14 protein-coding genes are annotated in these 20,755 nt (G+C 60.5%); 5 read left to right on the forward strand and 9 right to left on the reverse strand.

The features are described 5' to 3' along the window. The first annotated feature begins 2 nt into the window (after positions 1 to 2). Entirely contained in the window at positions 3 to 2,213 is a 2,211-nt protein-coding gene (locus D8U70_RS06040) for a TerD family protein (RefSeq protein WP_241664636.1), read from the forward strand. Between the two features lie 116 nt (positions 2,214 to 2,329). Continuing rightward, positions 2,330 to 5,458: a membrane-targeted effector domain-containing toxin gene (locus D8U70_RS06045; protein WP_130928486.1), complete on the forward strand. Its 3,129-nt coding sequence runs from the start codon at positions 2,330 to 2,332 to the stop codon at positions 5,456 to 5,458. 77 nt (positions 5,459 to 5,535) lie between these two features. Here D8U70_RS06045 and guaA read toward each other — a convergent pair whose 3' ends face one another. From guaA to D8U70_RS06065, 4 genes are all read right to left on the reverse strand, one after another. Further along, positions 5,536 to 7,113 carry a glutamine-hydrolyzing GMP synthase gene (guaA, locus tag D8U70_RS06050; protein ID WP_016773344.1) on the reverse strand — a complete coding sequence of 526 codons (1,578 nt, stop codon included), beginning with the start codon at positions 7,111 to 7,113 and terminating at the stop codon, positions 5,536 to 5,538. A gap of 125 nt (positions 7,114 to 7,238) precedes the next feature. Beyond that, positions 7,239 to 8,708, reverse strand: coding sequence for an IMP dehydrogenase (guaB, locus tag D8U70_RS06055; protein WP_016773343.1), 1,470 nt, complete (start codon positions 8,706 to 8,708; stop codon positions 7,239 to 7,241). Positions 8,709 to 8,813: 105 nt separating this feature from the next. After that, on the reverse strand, positions 8,814 to 9,362 hold the full coding sequence (locus D8U70_RS06060) for a sugar ABC transporter ATPase (RefSeq protein ID WP_073473288.1): 549 nt from the start codon (positions 9,360 to 9,362) through the stop codon (positions 8,814 to 8,816). Between the two features lie 135 nt (positions 9,363 to 9,497). Beyond that, positions 9,498 to 10,265 carry a sulfite exporter TauE/SafE family protein gene (locus D8U70_RS06065; RefSeq protein WP_130928487.1) on the reverse strand — a complete coding sequence of 256 codons (768 nt, stop codon included), beginning with the start codon at positions 10,263 to 10,265 and terminating at the stop codon, positions 9,498 to 9,500. Between the two features lie 223 nt (positions 10,266 to 10,488). On the opposite strand from D8U70_RS06065, the gene xseA reads away from it, so the two are divergent. The 3 genes from xseA to leuA all read left to right on the forward strand — a co-directional run bounded on the left by xseA (position 10,489) and on the right by leuA (position 14,836). Then, complete coding sequence (xseA, locus tag D8U70_RS06070) at positions 10,489 to 11,868, forward strand: exodeoxyribonuclease VII large subunit (RefSeq protein ID WP_024014206.1); 1,380 nt, start codon at positions 10,489 to 10,491, stop codon at positions 11,866 to 11,868. Between the two features lie 3 nt (positions 11,869 to 11,871). Beyond that, positions 11,872 to 12,693, forward strand: coding sequence for a peptidoglycan DD-metalloendopeptidase family protein (locus D8U70_RS06075; RefSeq protein WP_073473296.1), 822 nt, complete (start codon positions 11,872 to 11,874; stop codon positions 12,691 to 12,693). Positions 12,694 to 13,156: 463 nt separating this feature from the next. After that, a complete protein-coding gene (gene leuA / locus D8U70_RS06085) occupies positions 13,157 to 14,836 on the forward strand; it encodes a 2-isopropylmalate synthase (RefSeq protein ID WP_016773339.1) in 1,680 nt (559 codons plus the stop codon). Between the two features lie 179 nt (positions 14,837 to 15,015). Here leuA and D8U70_RS06090 read toward each other — a convergent pair whose 3' ends face one another. The 5 genes from D8U70_RS06090 to D8U70_RS06110 form a co-directional block, all read right to left on the reverse strand. Further along, the gene (locus D8U70_RS06090) at positions 15,016 to 15,807 is read right to left on the reverse strand and encodes an amidohydrolase (RefSeq protein ID WP_130928488.1); all 792 of its coding nucleotides are present in this window, start codon (positions 15,805 to 15,807) and stop codon (positions 15,016 to 15,018) included. Continuing rightward, complete coding sequence (locus D8U70_RS06095) at positions 15,795 to 16,943, reverse strand: pyridoxal phosphate-dependent aminotransferase (protein WP_130928489.1); 1,149 nt, start codon at positions 16,941 to 16,943, stop codon at positions 15,795 to 15,797. Before D8U70_RS06095 ends, D8U70_RS06090 begins: the two co-directional genes overlap by 13 nt. A 401-nt stretch (positions 16,944 to 17,344) precedes the next feature. Continuing rightward, on the reverse strand, positions 17,345 to 18,817 hold the full coding sequence (der, locus tag D8U70_RS06100; protein ID WP_024014210.1) for a ribosome biogenesis GTPase Der: 1,473 nt from the start codon (positions 18,815 to 18,817) through the stop codon (positions 17,345 to 17,347). 135 nt (positions 18,818 to 18,952) lie between these two features. After that, positions 18,953 to 20,104, reverse strand: coding sequence for an outer membrane protein assembly factor BamB (gene bamB / locus D8U70_RS06105; RefSeq protein WP_051600540.1), 1,152 nt, complete (start codon positions 20,102 to 20,104; stop codon positions 18,953 to 18,955). Then, entirely contained in the window at positions 20,097 to 20,738 is a 642-nt protein-coding gene (locus tag D8U70_RS06110) for a tetratricopeptide repeat protein (protein WP_056790153.1), read from the reverse strand. Before D8U70_RS06110 ends, bamB begins: the two co-directional genes overlap by 8 nt. Between the last annotated feature and the right edge of the window lie 17 nt (positions 20,739 to 20,755).

Consider the following 20,755-nt stretch of genomic DNA (forward strand, 5'->3'; position numbering starts at 1 on the left):
CTATGGAACACCTTCCTTCTATCCTCCATGAACTAGGGGTTCCGCTCTCCACACCGCGCCTGCTTATTGCAGGCGTTTTCGTATCGATTGCACAGGTGAGCTTCAGCTCACTGGAAACGGCGACCAAGGAAGAAATCATGATGAATCAGGAGCTGTTCCTGCGGCGCCGTACAAAACTTCACGTCCCTGCCGGCTCTGGCGGAGTCACACGCGCGCAGGTCGCATCAGCGGTCAAAGAAGTCGCGGCGTTTCGATATGTACTCTCTGAACCGCTAATCGAGCGAATCGGCATGCTATCTGCGGTCGAACTCAAGAATTGGCTGCGTGAAGTCATTCGAGTCCTGCGGCGTCGCAGCGGTGCTCATGTACATCACCGACCGTTCTATCCTGACTTCCCCCATCAGGTCCTCGAAGCGACAGAGGCGGAGTTGTATCTCAACGCCGTCATTCACTACCACACACTTCGGCGCCTGCCACCCAGCGAACAGGTTCGGCCAGCCATGCTTGAAGGCAACTTCATCCATTGGGTTATCGAACCGGGAAGTGTCAGCGAGTTCGAGGCATTGCTGGAGCCGCTGGTCTCATCGCGCACCTCGCTGTCCGAAGAGGAAGCCGCGGATGTCACTTGGTTTATCCGAACTTACAGAAACGACGTGTTCCGTCTGCTGCCCGATACCATCCCGTTCCGCGAGATTCGCGCGCTGGTCGGCGGCGCGCTGATCCTGCATATCGGTGACGATGCCCGGGTCGAGGAATTCCTTGAGCAAAATGTCGAAACGGCAACGGACGTGCTGCGCGTGGCGATCACACTGCATGGTGGAGACGTGTCGCTGGCGACAGCGCAGACGCGCTTTCGCAAACTGAAACGTTCGATGCGGCGCAAGCTGTTGCGCCTGCTCGACCGCACGCCCAACGTTACGGAAGATGTGATGCGCCAGGCCGAACGCTGGAAACGCCTGGCCGAAGTCCTGCATCCAGGCGATTACGCTGAGAAGTATCCGCGAGCATTTGCGGCCATCACCGCAGCGCGACGCAATGATCCGCCGGCCTCGTTCGGGTCGCGTGTCGAAACCATGCTTGCCCAACGCCAGATCGCCGCGCTTATGCCGATGCTGCAGGATCGTCCCGGAGAATTCGCGCGCCGTCTGGACGTGATGTTACGGCGTGCCACAGAACCGGACGCGGTGCTCGACGCCTTTGCGGCTGTCGCGGCGCAAGTGTCCTCACCTGTGCTGCTGCAATTGCTGGCCCAGGTAAATGCCCCGCGCCCCCTGCCCTTGCGGGCGTTCACACCAAAAGGAGCGCTGGCGAAAGTCTTCGGCACTGCTGATCGTCGAGAGTCGATCGCACCGCAGGTATTGGCACGTGCCGCACAGATTTGCGAGAACGCCCTGATCGCGCGTTTCACGTTGCTGCCACCACTGGGGCGTTGTTTCATCGATCCGGCGTTGCGCGAATACCGGGTGCCACTGGCACAGCGCGCCGCAGCGAAGTCGCTGCGAACACTGGTACGCGGCAGTCGGTTGCCAATGCCGGACACGCGATTCATTCGCCTGTTCCTGTGGTGGAAGAATGGTCGTGACCGTACGGACATCGACTTGTCGGCCGCCTTCTTCGACACCGACTTCGTCTTCAAGGAAGCGATCGCCTATTACAACCTCAAAGGTTATGGCGGTTACCACAGCGGCGACATCGTCGACGCGCCCAACGGCGCCTCCGAATTCATCGACCTCGACCTTGATGTTCTCGTCAAAAAGGGCGTCCGCTATGTCGTCACGTCCCTCAATTCGTTTACCTGGCAGCCATATTGTGATCTTCCGGAATGCTTCGCAGGCTGGATGGCCCGCGCCGACACGGCATCTGGCGAAGTGTTCGAGCCGCGCACCGTGGTCGACCGCATCGATATCGCCTCCGACACGAGTATCTGCCTGCCATTCGTGATGGACCTGGAGGAGCGACGCATGATCTGGGCCGATCTGGGGCTGACTTCATCGCCCCGCTGGAACAACGTCGACAACAACCTCAGCGGAGTTTCGTTGATGCTGCGCGCCCTGGTGCATACACCAAGGCCGGATCTGCACACGCTTTTCGATTTACATGTGCGGGCACGAGGCGAACGAGTGCCCTCTGCAGAGCAGGCGCAGAGGGTGTTCGCACCTGAACAAGGTCTGACTCCGTTCGATACGGATCTGATTCGGTCTGAATATCTTTGATATCTGCGAAAGCACTGGCTCACTTTCAAAAGGACAACACGCAATAGCCGAGTAACACCCTCCCCTTGAGCACATCGGTCATCTTCCGCCTTTGTGTCTCAAGGATGAACACCCGCATGACCGCTCCCGAACGTCGTCTGCTGCCAAACGCAGCGGACAAAACCGCCCTCAAAGCCATCGCCACGACCATTGTGCAGAACTGCCCGAGCCTGCTCGATGCGGCCAGGCAAGTTGCGATCGAACTGCTGACCGACAAAGGGCTATCCGGCCTCGATCCCGACCAGGTTTATTTCCATCGATTCAAAACGGCGCAAAGCAGCACGCTGACCTTTACCGGTTGGGAACACTTGCTGGAAAAGCCTTATGAAACGCTCACCCTCACGCAGTTGGTGATCCATCGATTTCGTGCGACCGATCAAGACAACGCAGATTTGCTGGGCCTTTACTGTGGCTTCTACTCGGATGGCCCGGACGCGGAGAATTTCAATCAGAGCAACGAAGTGCGACTGCTTGGCAGCGATATGCTGAAGGCATTCTGGGCCGTTGATTTCAGCACGCGTTACAGCGATCAATTGGCCAAATTCTGGCAAACCTCGTCGGAAGATTTCCGCGCCCTGGCCAAGTGCAACTTCCTCGGTCAGGCGGTGCAGGCGCTGCAACAGGGGGACGTTGACGGCAATGATTTTCAACGCATCGTCACCTCGCTGATCGGCCCCGTGACCTGGCCGGTAACCCTGCAAATGCTCCGATCGACGTACCCGGTCGGCGCGCAGGTGCGCACGCTGGATCTGGACGGTCACGTCGCCACCAACGTGCTGCGTCTGGTCGAAGACAGTGGCCGGCAGACCCTTTACCTGCCGGGACAAGCCCAGGCCTTTCGGTTGATGGACACTGCGGCGGATCTGCACTGGTGGTTGCTTGAGCAGATGAATTCAGAGCAGAAACGCTCTTTGTTTCTGAAGCACTTCTCGCTGGCTGATAGCAATCACATCACTGAGAACATCACTGATCTGATGAACCGCCTGGTGAGCACTTGGGGCCACAGCGATCACCGGATGATCAACCGCAGCAACGTTGCGATCAGCGGTGACGCCTTCACGTGGTTAAGCGAGTCGACTCGCGCGGGCATGATTGCCGAGGCGCATCTGGTGCTCACGTCCAACAGTGAGCTACGCAGGAAACTCTGGACCGGGTATCTGAGCGCCGGGCTGAAAGTGTTCGGCCCGATGGCGGCCGTGGGCTGGCCTGTGGCTTTGCCCTTGATCGGCGCCGGCGTCGCGAACATGGGGCTGAACATCGATCAGGCGATCAACGGCATTACGGCGACCGAACGTAGAGCCGGGGTGATCGGTGCGGTGCTCAGCGCTATCGAAACCGTATTCAATGTGCCGTTCCTGATCGGCACCGGCGCGCAACTGGAAGTTGGACCACAGGTCGAGTATGCCGAGGCTGAAGAGATGCGTGGTCTGGTCGAGCTTGCCTCGGCTGACACGCGATTATTGCCACCTGTGGATCCGCCACCCGTCACAGCGGCTGAAGAAGCAAGCAGCGAGTTGGCAAACAAGATCCCCAGCGGGGCGACATTGGTCGACGTCACTGAGCCCTTGAATACGCCTGCCACACGGCAAGGTTCGACATTTCCACAAGTACCTGCCAGCTATCGATGCAACGAGTTACTTGCGCAACATTCCGTAGAGGCGACGCCGGGGAAATACGAAGGCATCTACCGCCTCGACAACGAGCCCGGTCATGCCATCGAAATGGATGGCGCCGCCTATTACGTGCGCTACTTCGCCGACTCGCAGGACAGCGGCAACTGGGCAATCATCAATCCCGAGCGCCCCAATCAGTTCGCTTATTCGTTACCGGTCCGCCTGGGAAGCGCTGGCAAGTGGGAGCGCATGCCTGCGCTGCGGCTGCGCGGAGGCGGCCAATGCGTGGGCAAGGCGTGTGCGCCGGAGACAGATTTGAGCCCTTCTGAGGCAACACCATCGGTGGATCTGCCACGCGTCGAACCGCTTCCAGGCGTTCCGTGCCCGCTGCGCCTGGTTACGGCGCTCAAAGATATTTCAGAGACGGAAAAACCCGGAATGAGGAGATGGGCAATGAACTTGCCCAACGCTTCTGCCGAGTCAACAAGCGCTGGACGCCGTTATTTACTGGCTACCGACCGTTACCAGGCGCATTTCAGCGAACAACGAACAGCACTGCTGAACAACGCCGGAGAATTCTTTCGAGAGCTGAAATGGACAAATCTGCCGGGACGGCCGCTCATTCCGCAAATCGATCCCTTGATGCAAACCGAAGAGCTGATAGAGCTGATGTTTGCCAATACCGATGGACTGGCGGTCGGTGAAACCCTCGATCGCATCGCCAGCATGCGCTTCATGATCGAGAACATGCCAACATTCGCGCGGCATATCAGAACGCTCTACGTGCGTGGATTGCTGAGTGATTTCGCCCAGGATGACCTCAACCATTTCTACCTCTCTGGAGACATGTCAGAGGACCTCACTACCTATTTGTCCAGCCTGGGTACCGACCCTGAGAACCGGTTCAATATGCTCGAATTGATCAGGTCTGCCCAAGCCAATGGCGTCCGCGTCCATGGACTGGACGCAGCACAAACCTGCACGCTGAAAGTCCCACTCACTTCGATCGAAGAGCAGATGATCAAGACCCGCCTGGCAACGCAGATCATGGAGCGCGACAAGCTCCTCAACAGACCCGGCAAGTGGGTGGCTCTGGTCGATGCCACGAACACCAATACCTTCAGGGACCTGCCAGGCATAAGCGAACTCAGGGGCGGTATCGGTTTGCGCATCGAAGAAATCTGGCCCGACGAGGCAGCCGACGTCAGGATTGACCCGGGCGTGGAAGTCGCTCGCGGTCCATTTCACAACGGGGCCACGACAAGCAACGCCTTCGACCCTCTGTTCGCTGACCTGCGATTGCAAGTCAAGGCCCCCGTGCCGCCATGGAATGACGCTACGCTGGAAAAGCTTCTGCATCGCAATGGCATGTTCGTGATACGGAAAACAGAACCCAGCACATACACACTCGTGCGGCGCAACAGCGCCAGCAACATCGTGCAAACAAGGGTGCATTGCACCGCAGATGGCCGGTTTTATATCTGGGACCAGTCGATGCGCCGCATCACCGGCATGATATTCCGCGACATCGCCGCAGTAGCCGAGCGCCTGATCGAGCTCGGCATGACCCTGCAAAGTCGTTTACCCGCCTGACCTGTTTGCAGGGGCCTGAAACGAAAAAACCCTTGGCTTCACACCAAGGGTTTTTCGTTATTCGAACCGCAGCGGGATCATTCCCACTCAATCGTCGCCGGCGGCTTGCTCGACACGTCGTAAGTGACGCGGGAGATGCCTTCGATTTCGTTGATGATGCGGCCGGAAACGGTTTCCAGCAGTTCGTAAGGCAGGTGCGCCCAACGTGCAGTCATGAAGTCGATGGTTTCCACGGCGCGCAGGGCCACGACCCAGGCGTAACGACGGCCATCGCCGACCACGCCGACCGATTTGACTGGCTGGAATACTACGAACGCCTGGCTGACCTTGTGGTACCAGTCGGCCTTGCGCAGTTCTTCGATGAAGATGTGGTCGGCGCGACGCAGCAGGTCGGCGTATTCCTTCTTCACTTCACCGAGGATGCGCACGCCCAGGCCCGGGCCCGGGAACGGGTGACGGTAGACCATGTCGTACGGCAGGCCGAGTTCCAGGCCCAGACGACGGACTTCGTCCTTGAACAACTCGCGCAGTGGCTCGACCAGTTTCAGGTTCATTTCTTCCGGCAGGCCGCCCACGTTGTGGTGCGACTTGATCACGTGGGCCTTGCCGCTTTTCGCGCCTGCCGACTCGATCACGTCCGGGTAGATGGTGCCCTGAGCCAGGTACTTGATGTTGTCCAGCTTGCAGGATTCGGCATCGAACACGTCGATGAAGGTGCGGCCGATGATCTTGCGCTTCTTTTCCGGGTCGGCTTCGCCGGCCAGGTTGTTGAGGAACTGCTCCTCAGCGTTGGCGCGGATTACCTTGACGCCCATGTTCTCGGCGAACATGGCCATCACTTGCTCGCCTTCGTGCAGACGCAGCAGGCCGTTGTCGACGAAGACGCAGGTCAGCTGATCGCCGATGGCCTTGTGCAGCAGCGCGGCAACCACCGAGGAGTCAACGCCGCCGGACAGGCCCAGCAGCACGTTGTCGGTGCCGACCTGGGCGCGGATGTTGGCGATGGCGTCTTCAGCGATCTTCGACGGCGTCCACAGGGCTTCACAGCCGCAGATGTCGAGCACGAAGCGCGACAGGATGCGACCGCCCTGTTTGGTGTGGGTCACTTCCGGGTGGAACTGCACGCCGTAGTAAGCGCGGTCGTCGTTGAACATACCGGCGATCGGGCAGCTTGGGGTGCTGGCGAGGATGTGGAAGTCTTCCGGCATCTTGGTGACTTTGTCACCGTGGCTCATCCACACGTCGAGGCCGAAAAGGCCGTCGGCGTCGATGTGGTCTTCGATGCCGTCGAGCAGGCGGCTCTTGCCGACCACGTCAACGCGGGCGTAACCGAACTCACGCAGTTCGGAACCTTCAACCTTGCCGCCCAGTTGCTCGGCCATGGTCTGCATGCCGTAGCAGATGCCGAACACCGGAACGCCCAGGTCGAACACTGCCTGCGGGCAGCGCGGGCTGTTGGCTTCGTGCACGGACTCGGGGCCGCCGGCGAGGATGACGCCTTTAGGAGCGAATTCGCGGATCGCATCTTCGTCCATGTCGAACGGGTGCAGTTCGCAGTACACGCCGATCTCGCGCACGCGGCGGGCAATCAGTTGGGTGTATTGCGAACCGAAGTCGAGGATCAGGATGCGGTGAGCGTGAATGTCGAGGGCCATGAAAGAAACTCTGAAAAGCAGTTGCAAGCTTCAAGCTGCAAGCTGCAAGTAATCGGAAGCCGAGCGGCACTGCTCTGACGCAGCACCGCTTGCAGCTTGTAACTTGTGGCTTAGAGCTGTCGGCGTCAGCCGACCCGGTAGTTCGGCGCTTCCTTGGTGATCTGCACGTCGTGAACGTGGGACTCGGCCATGCCGGCACCGGTGATCCGCACGAACTCGGGCTTGGTACGCATTTCTTCGATGTTGGCGCTGCCGGTGTAACCCATCGAGGAACGCAGGCCGCCCATCAACTGGTGAATGATCGCGCTCAGGGTGCCTTTGTACGGCACACGGCCTTCGATGCCTTCCGGAACCAGTTTCTCGGCGCCTGCCGAGGAGTCCTGGAAGTAACGGTCGGACGAGCCTTGAGCCTGGGACATGGCGCCCAGCGAACCCATGCCGCGATAAGCCTTGTACGAACGACCCTGGAACAGTTCGATCTCGCCCGGGGCCTCTTCGGTACCGGCGAACATCGAGCCCATCATCACGCAGGACGCACCGGCCACGATGGCCTTGGACAGGTCACCGGAGAAACGGATACCGCCGTCGGCGATCAACGGCACGCCGGTGCCTTCAAGGGCAGCGGCGACGTTGGCGATGGCGCTGATTTGCGGCACGCCGACACCAGCAACGATACGGGTGGTGCAGATCGAGCCAGGGCCGATACCGACCTTGACTGCGTCGGCGCCCGCTTCGGCCAGGGCCTTGGCGGCAGCGCCGGTGGCGATGTTGCCGCCGATCACCTGCACTTCAGGGAAGTTCTCTTTGACCCAGCGTACGCGGTCGATCACGCCTTTGGAGTGACCGTGTGCGGTATCGACCACCACCACGTCCACGCCGGCATTGACCAGTGCAGTGACGCGATCGCCGGTGTCTTTACCGGTGCCGACCGCAGCGCCGACGCGCAGACGACCTTGGTCGTCCTTGCTGGCCAGCGGGTAGGCTTTGGCTTTTTCGATGTCGTTGACGGTCATCATGCCTTTGAGGGCGAATTTGTCGTCGACGATCAGCACGCGCTCGATGCGGTGCTTGTGCAGCAGTTCACGGACGTCGTTCTTGTCGGCGCCTTCCTTGACCGTGACCAGACGCTCTTTAGGCGTCATCACTTCGCGGACAGTGGCTTCCAGACGGTTTTCGAAACGTACGTCGCGGGAGGTGACGATGCCGACCAGGTCGCCATCGTGCAGGACCGGAACGCCGGAAATGTTGTGCAGACGGGTCAGTTCGAACAGATCACGCACCGTGGCATCGGCCTCGATGGTGATGGGATCCTTGACCACACCGGCTTCGAACTTCTTGACCTTGCGCACTTCGGCAGCTTGCTGCTCGATGGTCATGTTCTTGTGGATAATGCCGATGCCACCTTCCTGAGCCATGGCGATTGCCAGACGGGCTTCAGTAACGGTGTCCATGGCGGCAGAAACCAGAGGAATATTCAGTTCGATGCCACGGGTAAGACGGGTCTTGAGACTGACTTCGTTGGGAAGCACCTCGGAATAACCGGGCACTAGGAGAATGTCGTCGAATGTCAGAGCTTCTTGGCTGATACGCAGCATCGCGGGGGCTCCCGAGCGGGAAAATGGAAGCGCGCCATTATAGTCAGACACCCCCTGCTGTTCAATGTAAAACTCAGCCTAATTGATAGATGGAAAAGCCCGGCCCTACAGCTCCACCTTGACCCAAGAGACAGGTTGATCGAGCCAATCGGCGAACTCGTCGATAAAGCTCTGCTTGAACCCCGCCTCCAGCCAATTGTTGAAAATGAAGCCGAGGTTGGAAAACGCGCATTCCTGCAAAAACAGGAAGCCGTTGATGTCGTCCTCGTGCCCGCACTCCGGGCAGGTGAAATTGTCGGTGCGGCCTGGAAACCAGTCTTCGAGACTTTCGAACAGCGCCTCACCCACTTCGCGGCGGCACTGCGCGCAACCGGCCTCTTCGAGAAAGCCCTTGGCCGGTGTGTAGATGCAGCGTTTGGTGACGATCTCCAGGCCATTGATCGGCTCGCCGAACGGCAGCGCTTCGGGGTACAGCACCACAGCGCGAGCACCATCAGCGATGGCGTGCGCCATGCGGTTGCCGGTGCGGCCGCAGGTGGTCAGCTGTTCTTCGATGATGTTCTTGCGCACCAGCCAGCGCACGATCGCCCGCGCCCGGGGCTCGTGCACCGGCAGGGTGGAGATTTTCGGGACGATGATGCTTTGCGAGTTCATGGGAAATCCTGCGGTGTGACTTCTGACGCCTTCGCGAGCAAGCTCGCTCCCACAGAGATTGCATGCCAATGTGGGAGCGAGCTTGCTCGCGAAGAGGCCCTGAAGGCCGGCAGCTTAATCCCTGAAGAAATCCGGTCAAGTGCTGAAATAGCGCACGATCAACGCGATGCCGCTGGCCAGCACCAGCCACGTCACCAGCCGCACAAACGCCTCGCGCGACAATTTCATGGTAAGCCGCCGGCCGATCCACAAGCCCAGCGCCATGGCCGGCAACAGACACAGCGCCAGCATCAACAAGGGTAGCTCGGCATACACACCGGCGATGACAAACAGACTCAAGCGCACCACGGTGCTGCAACTGATCAACGCACTTTGCGTGGCCCGCGCCGCGTCCTTGGGCAGGCGGCTGTTCAGATAGATCGCGTAAAGAAAGCCGCCACTGCCAAACAACGCGCCGAACAACCCACCCACCGTGCCCATCGGCGCCGCCCACGCCGCCGACAACTGCGCGGGCCGCGCTTTGACCCCCAGGCTGTAAACCGCATAGGCACTGATAAACAGCCCCATCAAGAGCAGCAACAGATCGGATTTCAGATTCAGCAGGAAGATCACCCCCAGCGTGCAGCCGATCGCCATGCACGGCAGCAGCCTGAGCAATTCTGGCTTGGCGACGTCGCGCCGCGAGGGCAGCAGATTGCCGAATGCCGCGACGAAATCCAGCAGCACCAGCAGCGGCACGATTTTCGACAGTGGCATGAACAGGATCAGCATCGGCCCCGCGACCAGCGCCGTGCCGAAACCGGCGATGCCGAAAACGACGTAGGCCAGGGCAATGGCCAAGCCAATCACCGCCCACCCGCCAGCGCCCCACGACCATGTGCCGAACAGCTCCATCACATCCATCGGTCTGCATCCTTTATAAGACTGGGCTGACTGTAGCTAGAAGCGCACGGCACGACCAGATATCAAATTGATCTCATGTGGGAGCGAGCCTGCCCGTGAAAGCGGTACTTGATCCACAGCAGGTGTGGGCTGACCCAACGCCTTCGCGAGCAGGCTCGCTCCCACATGGGGATTTATGTCGCGTCATGGTGATTGGCGGGCAAATGCCTTTAAACTGCGCCCCATGATTAAAGATCCCTTTGCAAGACTTGGCCTGGACCGTGAAGTCCTGACCGTCAGCCAGCTCAACGGCCGCGCGCGGGTGTTGCTTGAAGACGTGTTCAGCAACATCTGGGTCGAAGGCGAAATCTCCAACCTCGCACGCCCGGCGTCCGGCCACGTCTACTTCACCCTCAAGGACAGCGGCGCGCAGGTGCGTTGCGCGTTGTTCCGGCAGAACGCCGCCCGCGTGCGCCAAGCGTTGAAGGACGGTCTGGCGGTCAAGGTGCGCGGCAAGGTTTCGCTGTTCGAAGGCCGTGGCGACTATCAGCTGATCCTCGACACCGTGGAGCCGGCCGGTGACGGCGCGCTGCGTCTGGCCTTCGATGCACTGAAGGAAAAGCTCAGCGCCGAAGGCCTGTTCAGTGCCGAACGCAAAGTGCCGCTGCCCGCGCATCCGCAGCGCATCGGCATCATCAGCTCGCCGACAGGCGCGGTGATTCGCGACATCATCAGCGTGTTCCGCCGCCGTGCGCCGCAGGTGCAACTGACCCTGATTCCGACCGCCGTGCAGGGCCGCGAGGCCACCGCGCAAATCGTCCGCGCGCTGAAAATGGCCGATGCCCGCGGCTTCGACGCGCTGATCCTCGCCCGTGGCGGCGGCTCGCTGGAAGACCTCTGGTGCTTCAACGAGGAAGCGGTGGCGCGCGCGGTCGATGCCTGTGTCACGCCGATCGTCAGCGCCGTCGGTCATGAAACCGATGTTTCGATCAGCGATTTTGTCGCCGACGTCCGCGCACCAACACCCTCGGCCGCCGCCGAACTGCTCGCCCCGGATTCCAGCCATCTGATCCGTCAGGTCGAGAGCCTGCACCGGCGTCTGGTGATGCGCATGCGTGATCGCTTGATGCGTGATCGCCTGCGTCTGGAAGGCATGGCGCGACGGTTGCGCCATCCCGGCGAACGTCTGCGCCAGCAGGCGCAACGTCTGGACGATCTCGACATGCGCATGCGCCGCGCTTTCGAGCGCAGCCTCAATACGCGTCGAGAACGCCTGATCCGTCTGGAAACCCGTCTCGCCGGGCAACATCCGGGACGCCAACTGGCGATGCTTCGCCAGCGCCTCGACAGCCTCGCCGAGCGCCTGCCCCGGGCCATGCGCGATGCTCTGAAACAGCGTCGGCAGCAATTGCACAGTCAGATGCAGACCCTGCACGTGGTCAGCCCGTTGGCGACTCTCGGCCGGGGTTACAGCATTCTGCTCGACGAGCGCGGCCACGCGATCCGCAACGCTGCGCAGACCCACACCGGCCAGCGCCTGAAAGCCAAGCTCGGCGAAGGCGAACTGCAAGTGCGCGTCGAGGACAATCACCTGACGCCCGTCACCCTCTCTTTACTGGACTGATCCATGCCGCGCTTTCTCGCTCCGCTGCTGTTGCTCTGCCTGACCTTCAACGCCCACGCCGACAGTTACATCACCCGGCTGCTGAACAAACCGGTGCCGGGCGGCGTCGCCGTGGTGGATCTGGGCACTGCCGCGCAGGCGCCGAAAGCTACTTATCAAGGCAAACCGGTGCTGGTGGTCAAAGAGCAGAACAACTGGCTGGCGATCGTTGGCGTGCCGCTGACGGTCAAGCCCGGCACGCAGCAGATCAGCAGTGGCGGGCGCAATCTGCCCTTCACCGTGGGCAGCAAGAAATATCCGGAACAGCACATCACCCTGAAGAACAAACAGCAGGTCAATCCGAACGCCGACAACCTCAAGCGCATCGAGGGTGAACTGGCGGAACAGATCGCGGCTTACCGCAGTTTCAGCCCGAACACGCCGAGCAATCTGCTGCTGGACAAACCGGTCAACGGGCCGCTGTCGAGCAAGTTTGGCGTGCGTCGCTTCTTCAATGGCGAAGAACGTAATCCTCATGCCGGTCTCGATTTCGCAGTGCCCGCGGGCACGCCGATCAAGACCCCGGCGGCGGGCAAGGTGATTCTGATCGGCAATTACTTCTTCAACGGCAACACGGTGTTCGTTGACCATGGCCAGGGCTTTATCAGCATGTTCTGCCACATGTCGAAGATCGACGTGAAGAACGGCCAGCAACTGGCCCGTGGCGCAGTGGTCGGCAAAGTCGGCGCGACTGGCCGGGCAACCGGGCCGCATATGCACTGGAACGTCAGCCTGAATGATGCGCGGGTGGATCCGGCGATTTTCATTGGTGCTTTCCAACCTTAAAGAAATCCAACAGGGCTGATGGCCTCTTCGCGAGCAAGCTCGCTCCCACAGGGATTTGTTTATGAATGCAATCCAATGTGGGAGCGAGCTTGCTCGCGAAGGCGGCCTATCCAACCTACAAATACCGCTGGCACCCGACCGCTCTCAATTGCGCCTCAATCTACCCTCACGCAAACATCAACAACATGTACTGACTTAAGCACAATAAAATCGCGCAAAATCCCGCTTTCCGGGTATTCCTCTCAATTTTTTCCGACTGCTTGCCATCCTTTCCCCTCGCGGTTAGGGTTGAAGCCATGAAAACCTCTCACACCCTCATTCAGCTTCGCCAGCACCGCAGCCTGTGCCTCGTCAGCGCACGACTGCCAGGCTGAATCGCTGCGCCTCGTCCCACGCTTTTCCAAGAACATTCGTTCAACCGGCAGGCCGCCTCTTTTCGGCCCAGACAACAAGGAATTTCCCGATGAGCATGCTCAAAGACCCGTCTTCGAAATACCGCGCGTTTCCCGTCATCAACCTGCCGGATCGCACTTGGCCGTCGAAGACCATCGATGCCGCGCCGATCTGGTGCAGCTCCGACCTGCGTGACGGCAACCAGTCGCTGATCGAGCCAATGGACGCGGCGAAGAAGCTGCGCTTCTGGAAAACCCTGGTGCAAGTCGGTGTGAAGGAAATCGAAGCATCGTTCCCCGCCGCGTCGCAAACCGACTTCGACTTCGTGCGCACGCTGATCGAAGAAGGCCACATCCCCGACGACACCACCATTCAGGTACTGACCCAAGGCCGTGAAGACCTGATCGAGCGCACCTTCGAATCCCTGCGCGGGGCGAAGAAAGCCATCGTTCACCTGTACAACGCCACCTCGCCTTCTTTCCGTCGCATCGTCTTCAACCAGGACAAGGACGGCATCAAGGCCATCGCGGTCAACGCTGCCAAGCTGTTCGTCAAATACGCAGCCATGCAGCCGGAAACCGAGTGGACCTTCGAATACTCGCCGGAAACCTTCAGCGCTACCGAGCTGGAATTCGCCAAGGAAGTCTGCGACGCCGTGATCGAGGTGTGGAACCCGACGCCTGAGCACAAGATGATCCTCAACCTGCCGGCCACGGTTGAATGCGCGACGCCGAACGTCTACGCCGACCAGATCGAGTGGTTCGGTCGCAACATCAACCGTCGCGACAGCGTGATCATCAGTCTGCACACCCATAACGACCGTGGTACTGGCGTCGCGGCCACAGAGCTGGGCCTGATGGCCGGCGCTGATCGCGTCGAAGGCTGCCTGTTCGGCAACGGCGAGCGCACCGGCAACGTCGACCTCGTCACCGTCGCGCTGAACATGTACACCCAGGGCGTCGACCCTGAGCTGGACTTCTCCGATATCGATGGCGTGCGCAAGGTTGTCGAAGAGTGCAACCAGATCCAGGTCCACCCGCGTCATCCGTACGTTGGCGACCTGGTGCACACCGCGTTCTCCGGCTCGCACCAGGACGCAATCCGCAAGGGCTTCGCCCAGCAGAAACCGGACACCCTGTGGGAGGTGCCGTACCTGCCGATCGATCCGGCCGACATCGGTCGCAGCTACGAGGCGGTGATCCGCGTCAATAGCCAGTCGGGCAAGGGCGGTATCGCTTACTTGCTGGAGCAGGAATACGGCATCAGCCTGCCACGGCGCATGCAGATCGAGTTCAGCCAGGTCGTACAGCGTGAGACCGATCGCCTGGGCCTGGAGATGACGGCCAAGCAAATTCACTCGCTGTTGATCAGCGAATACCTGCAGGCCAACACCCCGTACGCGCTGGTCAGCCATCGTTTGCAGGAAGAGAACGGCAACAGCGCCGTCGAAGTCGAAGTGGCCAGCAAAGGTCAGGGCGAAACCAACCTGCACTGGCGCGGCAAGGGCAACGGCGCGCTGGAAGCACTGGTCGCCGGCCTGCCGATTCCGGTGGAAATCATGGACTACAACGAACACGCAATCGGCGCGGGCACCAATGCCAAAGCAGCGGCCTACATCGAACTGCGGGTGAACGGTGAACGTGCGGTGCACGGCGTGGGTATCGATGAAAACATCACCACCGCCAGCTTCAAGGCATTGTTCAGCGCACTGAACCGCTCGCTGAGCCAGCCAGAGGCGAAAGCGGCGTAATCCGACCGCTGAAATGCGAAAGGCCCCGGAGTGTGAGCTCCGGGGCCTTTTTTTGTAGATCAAAGGATGCGATCGTTCCCATGCTCCGCGTGGGAATGCCTCAAGGGACGCTCCGCGTCCAGTGATGCGGAGCGTCACGGGCTGCATTCCCACGCAGAGCGTGGGAACAATCGGCTGCGTTAGGTGAACTCGAAAGTGTCGGCATCCAGGTTCGCCGGAAAGCGCTCGCGATACGCCACCAACGGCGCCGCTTCCACAATCACCTTGAACACGCCATCCGCCTCCCCCGCCGCCAGCAACGTCTCGCCCTGGAAATCCAGCACCTGACTGTCGCCGGTATAGGCGAAGCCTTTGCCATCGCTGCCCACCCGATTTACCGCTGCCACGTAGCAGAGATTTTCAATCGCTCGTGCCGGCAGCAGGCGGTTCCAGTGCAGACGCCGTGCGCCCGGCCAATTGGCGGTGTACAGCAGCAGATCGGTGTCCTGCGCATCGCGGCTCCACACCGGAAAGCGCAGGTCGTAGCAGATCAGCGGACGAATCCGCCAACCCTTGAGCTCGAACTGCACCTGCCGCTCGCCGGGCGTGTAATGGTTGTGCTCGCCGGCCATACGAAACAGGTGACGCTTGTCGTAATGCAGCACTTCACCGTCCGGCCGCGCCCACAGCAAGCGGTTGCGATGGCTGCCGTCAGCCGCCTGGATGATCACGCTGCCAGTGATGACCGCATCGAACTTGGCTGCCTGCGCCCGCAGCCATTTACTGGTCGGGCCGTTTTCGGCTTCGGCGAGGGTTTCTGATTCCATCGAGAATCCGGTGGTGAACATCTCCGGCAGGATGATCAGATCGGCGCCCCGGGCCTGCTCCAGCAGCAGCTCGAAATGCTCGAGGTTGGCCTGGCGATCGTGCCAGGCCAGGCTGGTCTGGATCAACGCCAGAGTCAGGTCTGGCAATGCACTCAGATCACGCATAGTTTCGCCGCCGCTTCACGCAGCGTCTCCTCGCGTTTGGCAAAGCACAGGCGTATCAGGCGCTGGCCTTGCGGTGGATTCTGGTAGAACACCGACACCGGAATGCTCGCGACACCGTGCTCGCGAGTCATCCACATAGCCATGTCGACATCGTTCAGATCCGGACGGATCTGCGAATAATCGACCAACTGGAAATAGGTGCCGGTGACTCGGGTAAAGCTGAAGCGCGACGGCGCAAGCAGATCGCAGAACAGATCGCGCTTGGCCTGATAGAAACCCGGCAGCTCTTCAACGTGTTCCGGTTGCTCGGCCATGTAATCGGCCAGCGCGTATTGCAGCGGTGTGACGCCACAGAAACTGACGTACTGATGCACCTTGCGCAGCTCGGCCGTCAGCGCTGGCGGGGCGACGACGTAGCCGGTTTTCCAGCCGGTGACGTGGTACGTCTTGCCGAACGAACTGACCACGAACGCGCGCTGATACAGCTCTTCATGGGCCAGCACGCTGACATGCGGCACGCCGTCGAAGACCAGGTGTTCGTAGACTTCGTCGCTGATCAGATAGATGTCGCGATCGCGGATCAATGCCGCCAGTTGCTCGAGCTCGTCGCGGCTGATCAACGCGCCGCTAGGGTTGTGCGGGGTGTTGATGACGATCATTTTCGTGCGCGAACTGAGGGCCGCTGCGAGTTGATCGAAATCGATGGAGAAATCGTCCGGATTCAGTTGCACATGCACGCAACGACCACCCGCCAGCTCCGTTGCCGGTGCGTAGCTGTCGTAGCACGGATCGAAGACGATGACTTCATCGCCGCTGTGAATCACTGCCTGAATCGCGCAGAAGATCGCCTGGGTCGCGCCGGGCGTTACCGTCACTTCATGATCGGCATCGACAGTCACGCCGTAGCTGCGGGCGATCTTGGCCGCGATCTGCTGACGCAATGCCGGCAAACCGGTCATCGGCGAATACTGGTTATGGCCACTGGCGATATGCCGCCCGACCGCATCACGCAACGACTGCGGGCCGTCGAAATCCGGGAAACCCTGGGACAGGTTGATCGCGCCGGTCTGCGCCGCGAGCTGAGACATCTGCGTGAAAATAGTGATGCCGACATTCGGCAGCTTGCTGGTGATCATCGGGGGTTCTCTGCTCAACACCCGGCTCTGACGACGGCGCGGGAGAGCCCGAGGATAGCCCATCCGGCGCCCATAAAAAAAGGGCGCCAAACGGCGCCCTTCTTTGATTCAACAATGACCGATCGTTCCCATGCTCTGCGTGGGAATGCCGCCACGGACGCTCTGCGTCCCTCGCTTTGTGACGCGGAGCGTCACGGGATGCATTCCCACGCGGAGCGTGGGAACGATCAATCCTGTGGCGAGGGGATTTATCCCCGTTCCGGCTGCGAAGCAGTCGCAAACCCGTTGAATGCGGTTTGACTGATACACCGCGGACACAGGTTTTGGGGCTGCTGCGCAGCCCATCGGGGATAAATCCCCTCGCCACAAAAGCCCCACACAAAATTGTGCAGGGCCTCGGATCACTTCTTGTCGCGGCGCTTCTTGCTGGCTTTCTTGTTGTGCGACATCAAGCGACGCTTCTTGTTGACCTGGCGGTCGGTCAGCGTGTTCTTGTTGCCTTCGTACGGGTTCTCGCCGCCCTTGAACTCGATGCGGATCGGCGTACCGACCAGCTTGAGTACACGACGGTAAGTGTTCTCCAGATAGCGCACGTACGACTTCGGCACTTTCTCGATCTGGTTACCGTGGATCACGATGATCGGCGGGTTCGCACCACCGAGGTGAGCGTAACGCAGCTTGATCCGGCGGTTGTTGACCATCGGCGGCGCGTGCTCGCCCACTGCATCTTCGAGAATCTGGGTCAGACGGTTGGTCGGCCAGCGGGTAACCGCCGACTTGAACGAGTTCTGCACCGAGGCGTAGAGGTTGCCCACGCCCGTGCCGTGCAGGGCCGAGATGAAGTGAATGTCGGCGTAGTCGACGAAGAACAGCCGGCGTTGCAGCTCGACTTTGACGAAGTCGCGCTCGCTCGGCGTCATGCCGTCCCACTTGTTGATCGCGATGACCAGCGCACGACCGGATTCGATCGCGAAGCCCAGCAGGTTCAAGTCGTGATCGACCACACCCTCGCGGGCGTCCATCACGAAGATCACCACGTTGGCGTCTTTGATCGCCTGCAGGGTTTTGACCACGGAGAATTTTTCGACTTCTTCGTGGATCTTGCCGCGCTTGCGCACACCGGCGGTGTCGATCAGCGTGTACTTCTCTTCATTGCGCTCGAACGGAATGTAGATGCTGTCGCGGGTGGTGCCCGGCTGGTCATACACGATGACCCGGTCTTCACCGAGCATGCGGTTGACCAAGGTCGACTTGCCGACGTTCGGACGACCGATGATGGCGATCTTGATCCCGTCTTTTTCGCTCGGACCAGGAATGCGCTTGGCTTCCTCGCCTTCGGCAACGACTTCTTCCTCTTCGCCTTCAGCCGGCTCGTCATCATCGCGCGGGAATTCGCTCAGAGCGGCTTCGAGCAATTGCGTGATGCCACGGCCGTGGGCGCCGGCGATCGGGATCGCGTGGCCCATGCCCAGCGGGGCGAATTCGGCGCGGGCCATTTCCGGGTCGATGTTGTCGACCTTGTTGGCAACCACGTGGGAACGCTTGTTACGTTTGCGCAAATGCTCGGCGATCATCTGGTCGGCAGCGGTAAAACCGGCCTTGGCATCTACCAGAAACAGCACCACATCGGCTTCTTCGATGGCCAGCAGCGACTGCTCGGCCATTTTTTCGTCCATACCATGTTCGTCACCGGAGATACCGCCGGTGTCGATCAGAATGTAGGAACGCCCTTGCCACTTGGCCTCACCGTACTGGCGATCACGGGTCAGACCGGACAGGTCGCCGACGATGGCGTCACGAGTCCTGGTCAGGCGGTTGAACAAGGTGGACTTGCCGACGTTCGGTCGGCCCACCAGGGCGATTACGGGAACCATGCGGCTCTCCACTTCGTTATTTCAGAAAATACAAAAGCCGCTGCGAGGCAGCGGCTGGTGCTCGGGGCAACACCCGGGGGCGCTGCAAACCCTGCTGATGCAGGGCCGCTTGGGGATGAACCCCAAGCATAGTTGTTACTTGATGGTCAGGGCTTCCAGTTTGCCGCTGTTGCCATACACATAAATCGTGTCGCCCACCACCAGCGGACGGGCACGCAGGCCGTCGCTGTCGATGCGCTCACGGCCGACGAAACGACCGTCGACCTGACTCAGCAGATGCAGATAACCTTCCAGATCACCCACAGCTACGTAGCTGGAGAACACTTCCGGTGCCGACAGTTGACGGCGAGCCAGCGAGTCGTTGCTCCACAGTGCGGTGGTGGAACGCTCGTCGACGCCTTCAACGGTGCCCGAAGACAGGCTCACGTAGACGCTGCCGAAACCTTGAGCGATACCGGCATAGCTCGACGCATCGCGCTGCCACAGTTGACGACCGCTTTCCAGGTCCAGTGCCGCAACGCGACCCTGATAGCTGGCCACGTACAGCGTACCGCCGGACAGCAGCAGACCGCCGTCGATGTCGACCACGCGCTCCAGTTCCGAACGACCTTGTGGAATGGCGATGCGTTGTTCCCACACCGGCACGCCGTTGGAGATGTCCAGCGCGACCACTTTACCGGTCGACAGGCCAGCTACGGCCAGACGGTTGGTCACCAGCGGAGCACTGGTGCCACGCAGGGTCAGGACCGCCGGGGTGCTGTCATACACCCAGCGCTGGTTGCCGGTGGCAGCGTCCAGACCGATCAGACGATCGTCCTGGGTCTGCACCACTACCACGTCGCCATTGTTGGCCGGCGGCGCGAGGACTTCACTGTTGACGCGGGCACGCCACTTCTCTTCACCGTTGCTGGTGTCCAGAGCGACGACTTCGCCACGCAGGGTACCGATCAGTACCAGACCGTAACCCACGCCAACGGCGCCGGAGACAGGCAGTTCCAGATCCTGGTCCCACTTCACGTCGCCATTGCTGCGATCCATGGCCATTACGACACCGGTAACATCGGCGGCATAGATGGTGTCACCGTCGATCGCCGGCACCAGCATGTTGTAGGTTTCGCCCTGACCGTCACCGATCGAGCGGCTCCACTGCTTCTGCAAAACGACTTCTTCTTTGAAGTCGGTCAGTTCGGCCGGTGGCAATTCTTTCTTGCTGTTGCTGCTGCAACCCGCGGCCAGAAGGGCCAGAGCCAGCAATGCTGCATGCTTCCAACGGATCACGTCACGCATCCCCTTTGGCCAGGTCGTCGAGCTTGATTTGAAGGCCACCGACCGCCGCTTCATCCGACAGTGCCGCCTTGGCTTTTTGATACGCCTTGTTCGCGTCATCGGTACGGCCCAAGCGCACCAGCAGGTCGCCCTTGAGTTCTTCGCGAGTGGCCAGGAACGCTTTGTCGGCATCGCCGTCGAGCAGTTTCAGGGCGTCTTCGGCCTTGTCCTGCGCGCCCAGCACCTGCGCCAGACGCTGACGGGCGATTTCGCCCAGCGCCGGGTTGGCCGGTTTGTCGACGATGGCTTTGAGTTCGGTTGCCGCGTCGTCCAGCTTGCCGCTGTCGACCGCTACTTTGGCGACGAACAGGCTGCCGTACTGCGCGTAGGCCGAACCGCCGTATTCGCTGTTGAGCTTGCCGGCCAGGTCCGCAACGCGGGCGGCATCAGGCTTGCCGTCAGGCGTCAGCGTGGTTTCCAGCAATTGCTGATAGAGCACCGAGGCGCCTTGCGACTGGTTGCTCTGATATTTGTGCCAGGCCTGCCAGCCGAACACGATGACCAGCGCCAACAGGCCGCCGGTGACCAGAGGTTTGCCGTTGCGTGTCCACCAGTCCTTCAAATCCGCCAACTGTTCGTCTTCGGTACTCGACACCCCAATACTCCTTAATC

This window comes from Pseudomonas sp. Sample_20 (assembly GCF_004307585.1).
GTDB classification, from domain to species: domain Bacteria; phylum Pseudomonadota; class Gammaproteobacteria; order Pseudomonadales; family Pseudomonadaceae; genus Aquipseudomonas; species Aquipseudomonas atacamensis.

Bases quoted from the DNA above. Each gene is read 5' to 3' on its own strand.
- der (WP_024014210.1), bottom strand. From the start codon at position 18,817: ATGGTTCCCGTAATCGCCCTGGTGGGCCGACCGAACGTCGGCAAGTCC.
- D8U70_RS06060 (WP_073473288.1), bottom strand. From the start codon at position 9,362: ATGAACTCGCAAAGCATCATCGTCCCGAAAATCTCCACCCTGCCGGTG.
- D8U70_RS06075 (WP_073473296.1), top strand. From the start codon at position 11,872: ATGCCGCGCTTTCTCGCTCCGCTGCTGTTGCTCTGCCTGACCTTCAAC.
- D8U70_RS06045 (WP_130928486.1), top strand. From the start codon at position 2,330: ATGACCGCTCCCGAACGTCGTCTGCTGCCAAACGCAGCGGACAAAACC.
- D8U70_RS06095 (WP_130928489.1), bottom strand. From the start codon at position 16,943: ATGATCACCAGCAAGCTGCCGAATGTCGGCATCACTATTTTCACGCAG.
- D8U70_RS06090 (WP_130928488.1), bottom strand. From the start codon at position 15,807: ATGCGTGATCTGAGTGCATTGCCAGACCTGACTCTGGCGTTGATCCAG.
- D8U70_RS06040 (WP_241664636.1), top strand. From the start codon at position 3: ATGGAACACCTTCCTTCTATCCTCCATGAACTAGGGGTTCCGCTCTCC.
- guaB (WP_016773343.1), bottom strand. From the start codon at position 8,708: ATGCTGCGTATCAGCCAAGAAGCTCTGACATTCGACGACATTCTCCTA.
- D8U70_RS06065 (WP_130928487.1), bottom strand. From the start codon at position 10,265: ATGGATGTGATGGAGCTGTTCGGCACATGGTCGTGGGGCGCTGGCGGG.
- bamB (WP_051600540.1), bottom strand. From the start codon at position 20,104: ATGCGTGACGTGATCCGTTGGAAGCATGCAGCATTGCTGGCTCTGGCC.
- xseA (WP_024014206.1), top strand. From the start codon at position 10,489: ATGATTAAAGATCCCTTTGCAAGACTTGGCCTGGACCGTGAAGTCCTG.
- guaA (WP_016773344.1), bottom strand. From the start codon at position 7,113: ATGGCCCTCGACATTCACGCTCACCGCATCCTGATCCTCGACTTCGGT.
- leuA (WP_016773339.1), top strand. From the start codon at position 13,157: ATGAGCATGCTCAAAGACCCGTCTTCGAAATACCGCGCGTTTCCCGTC.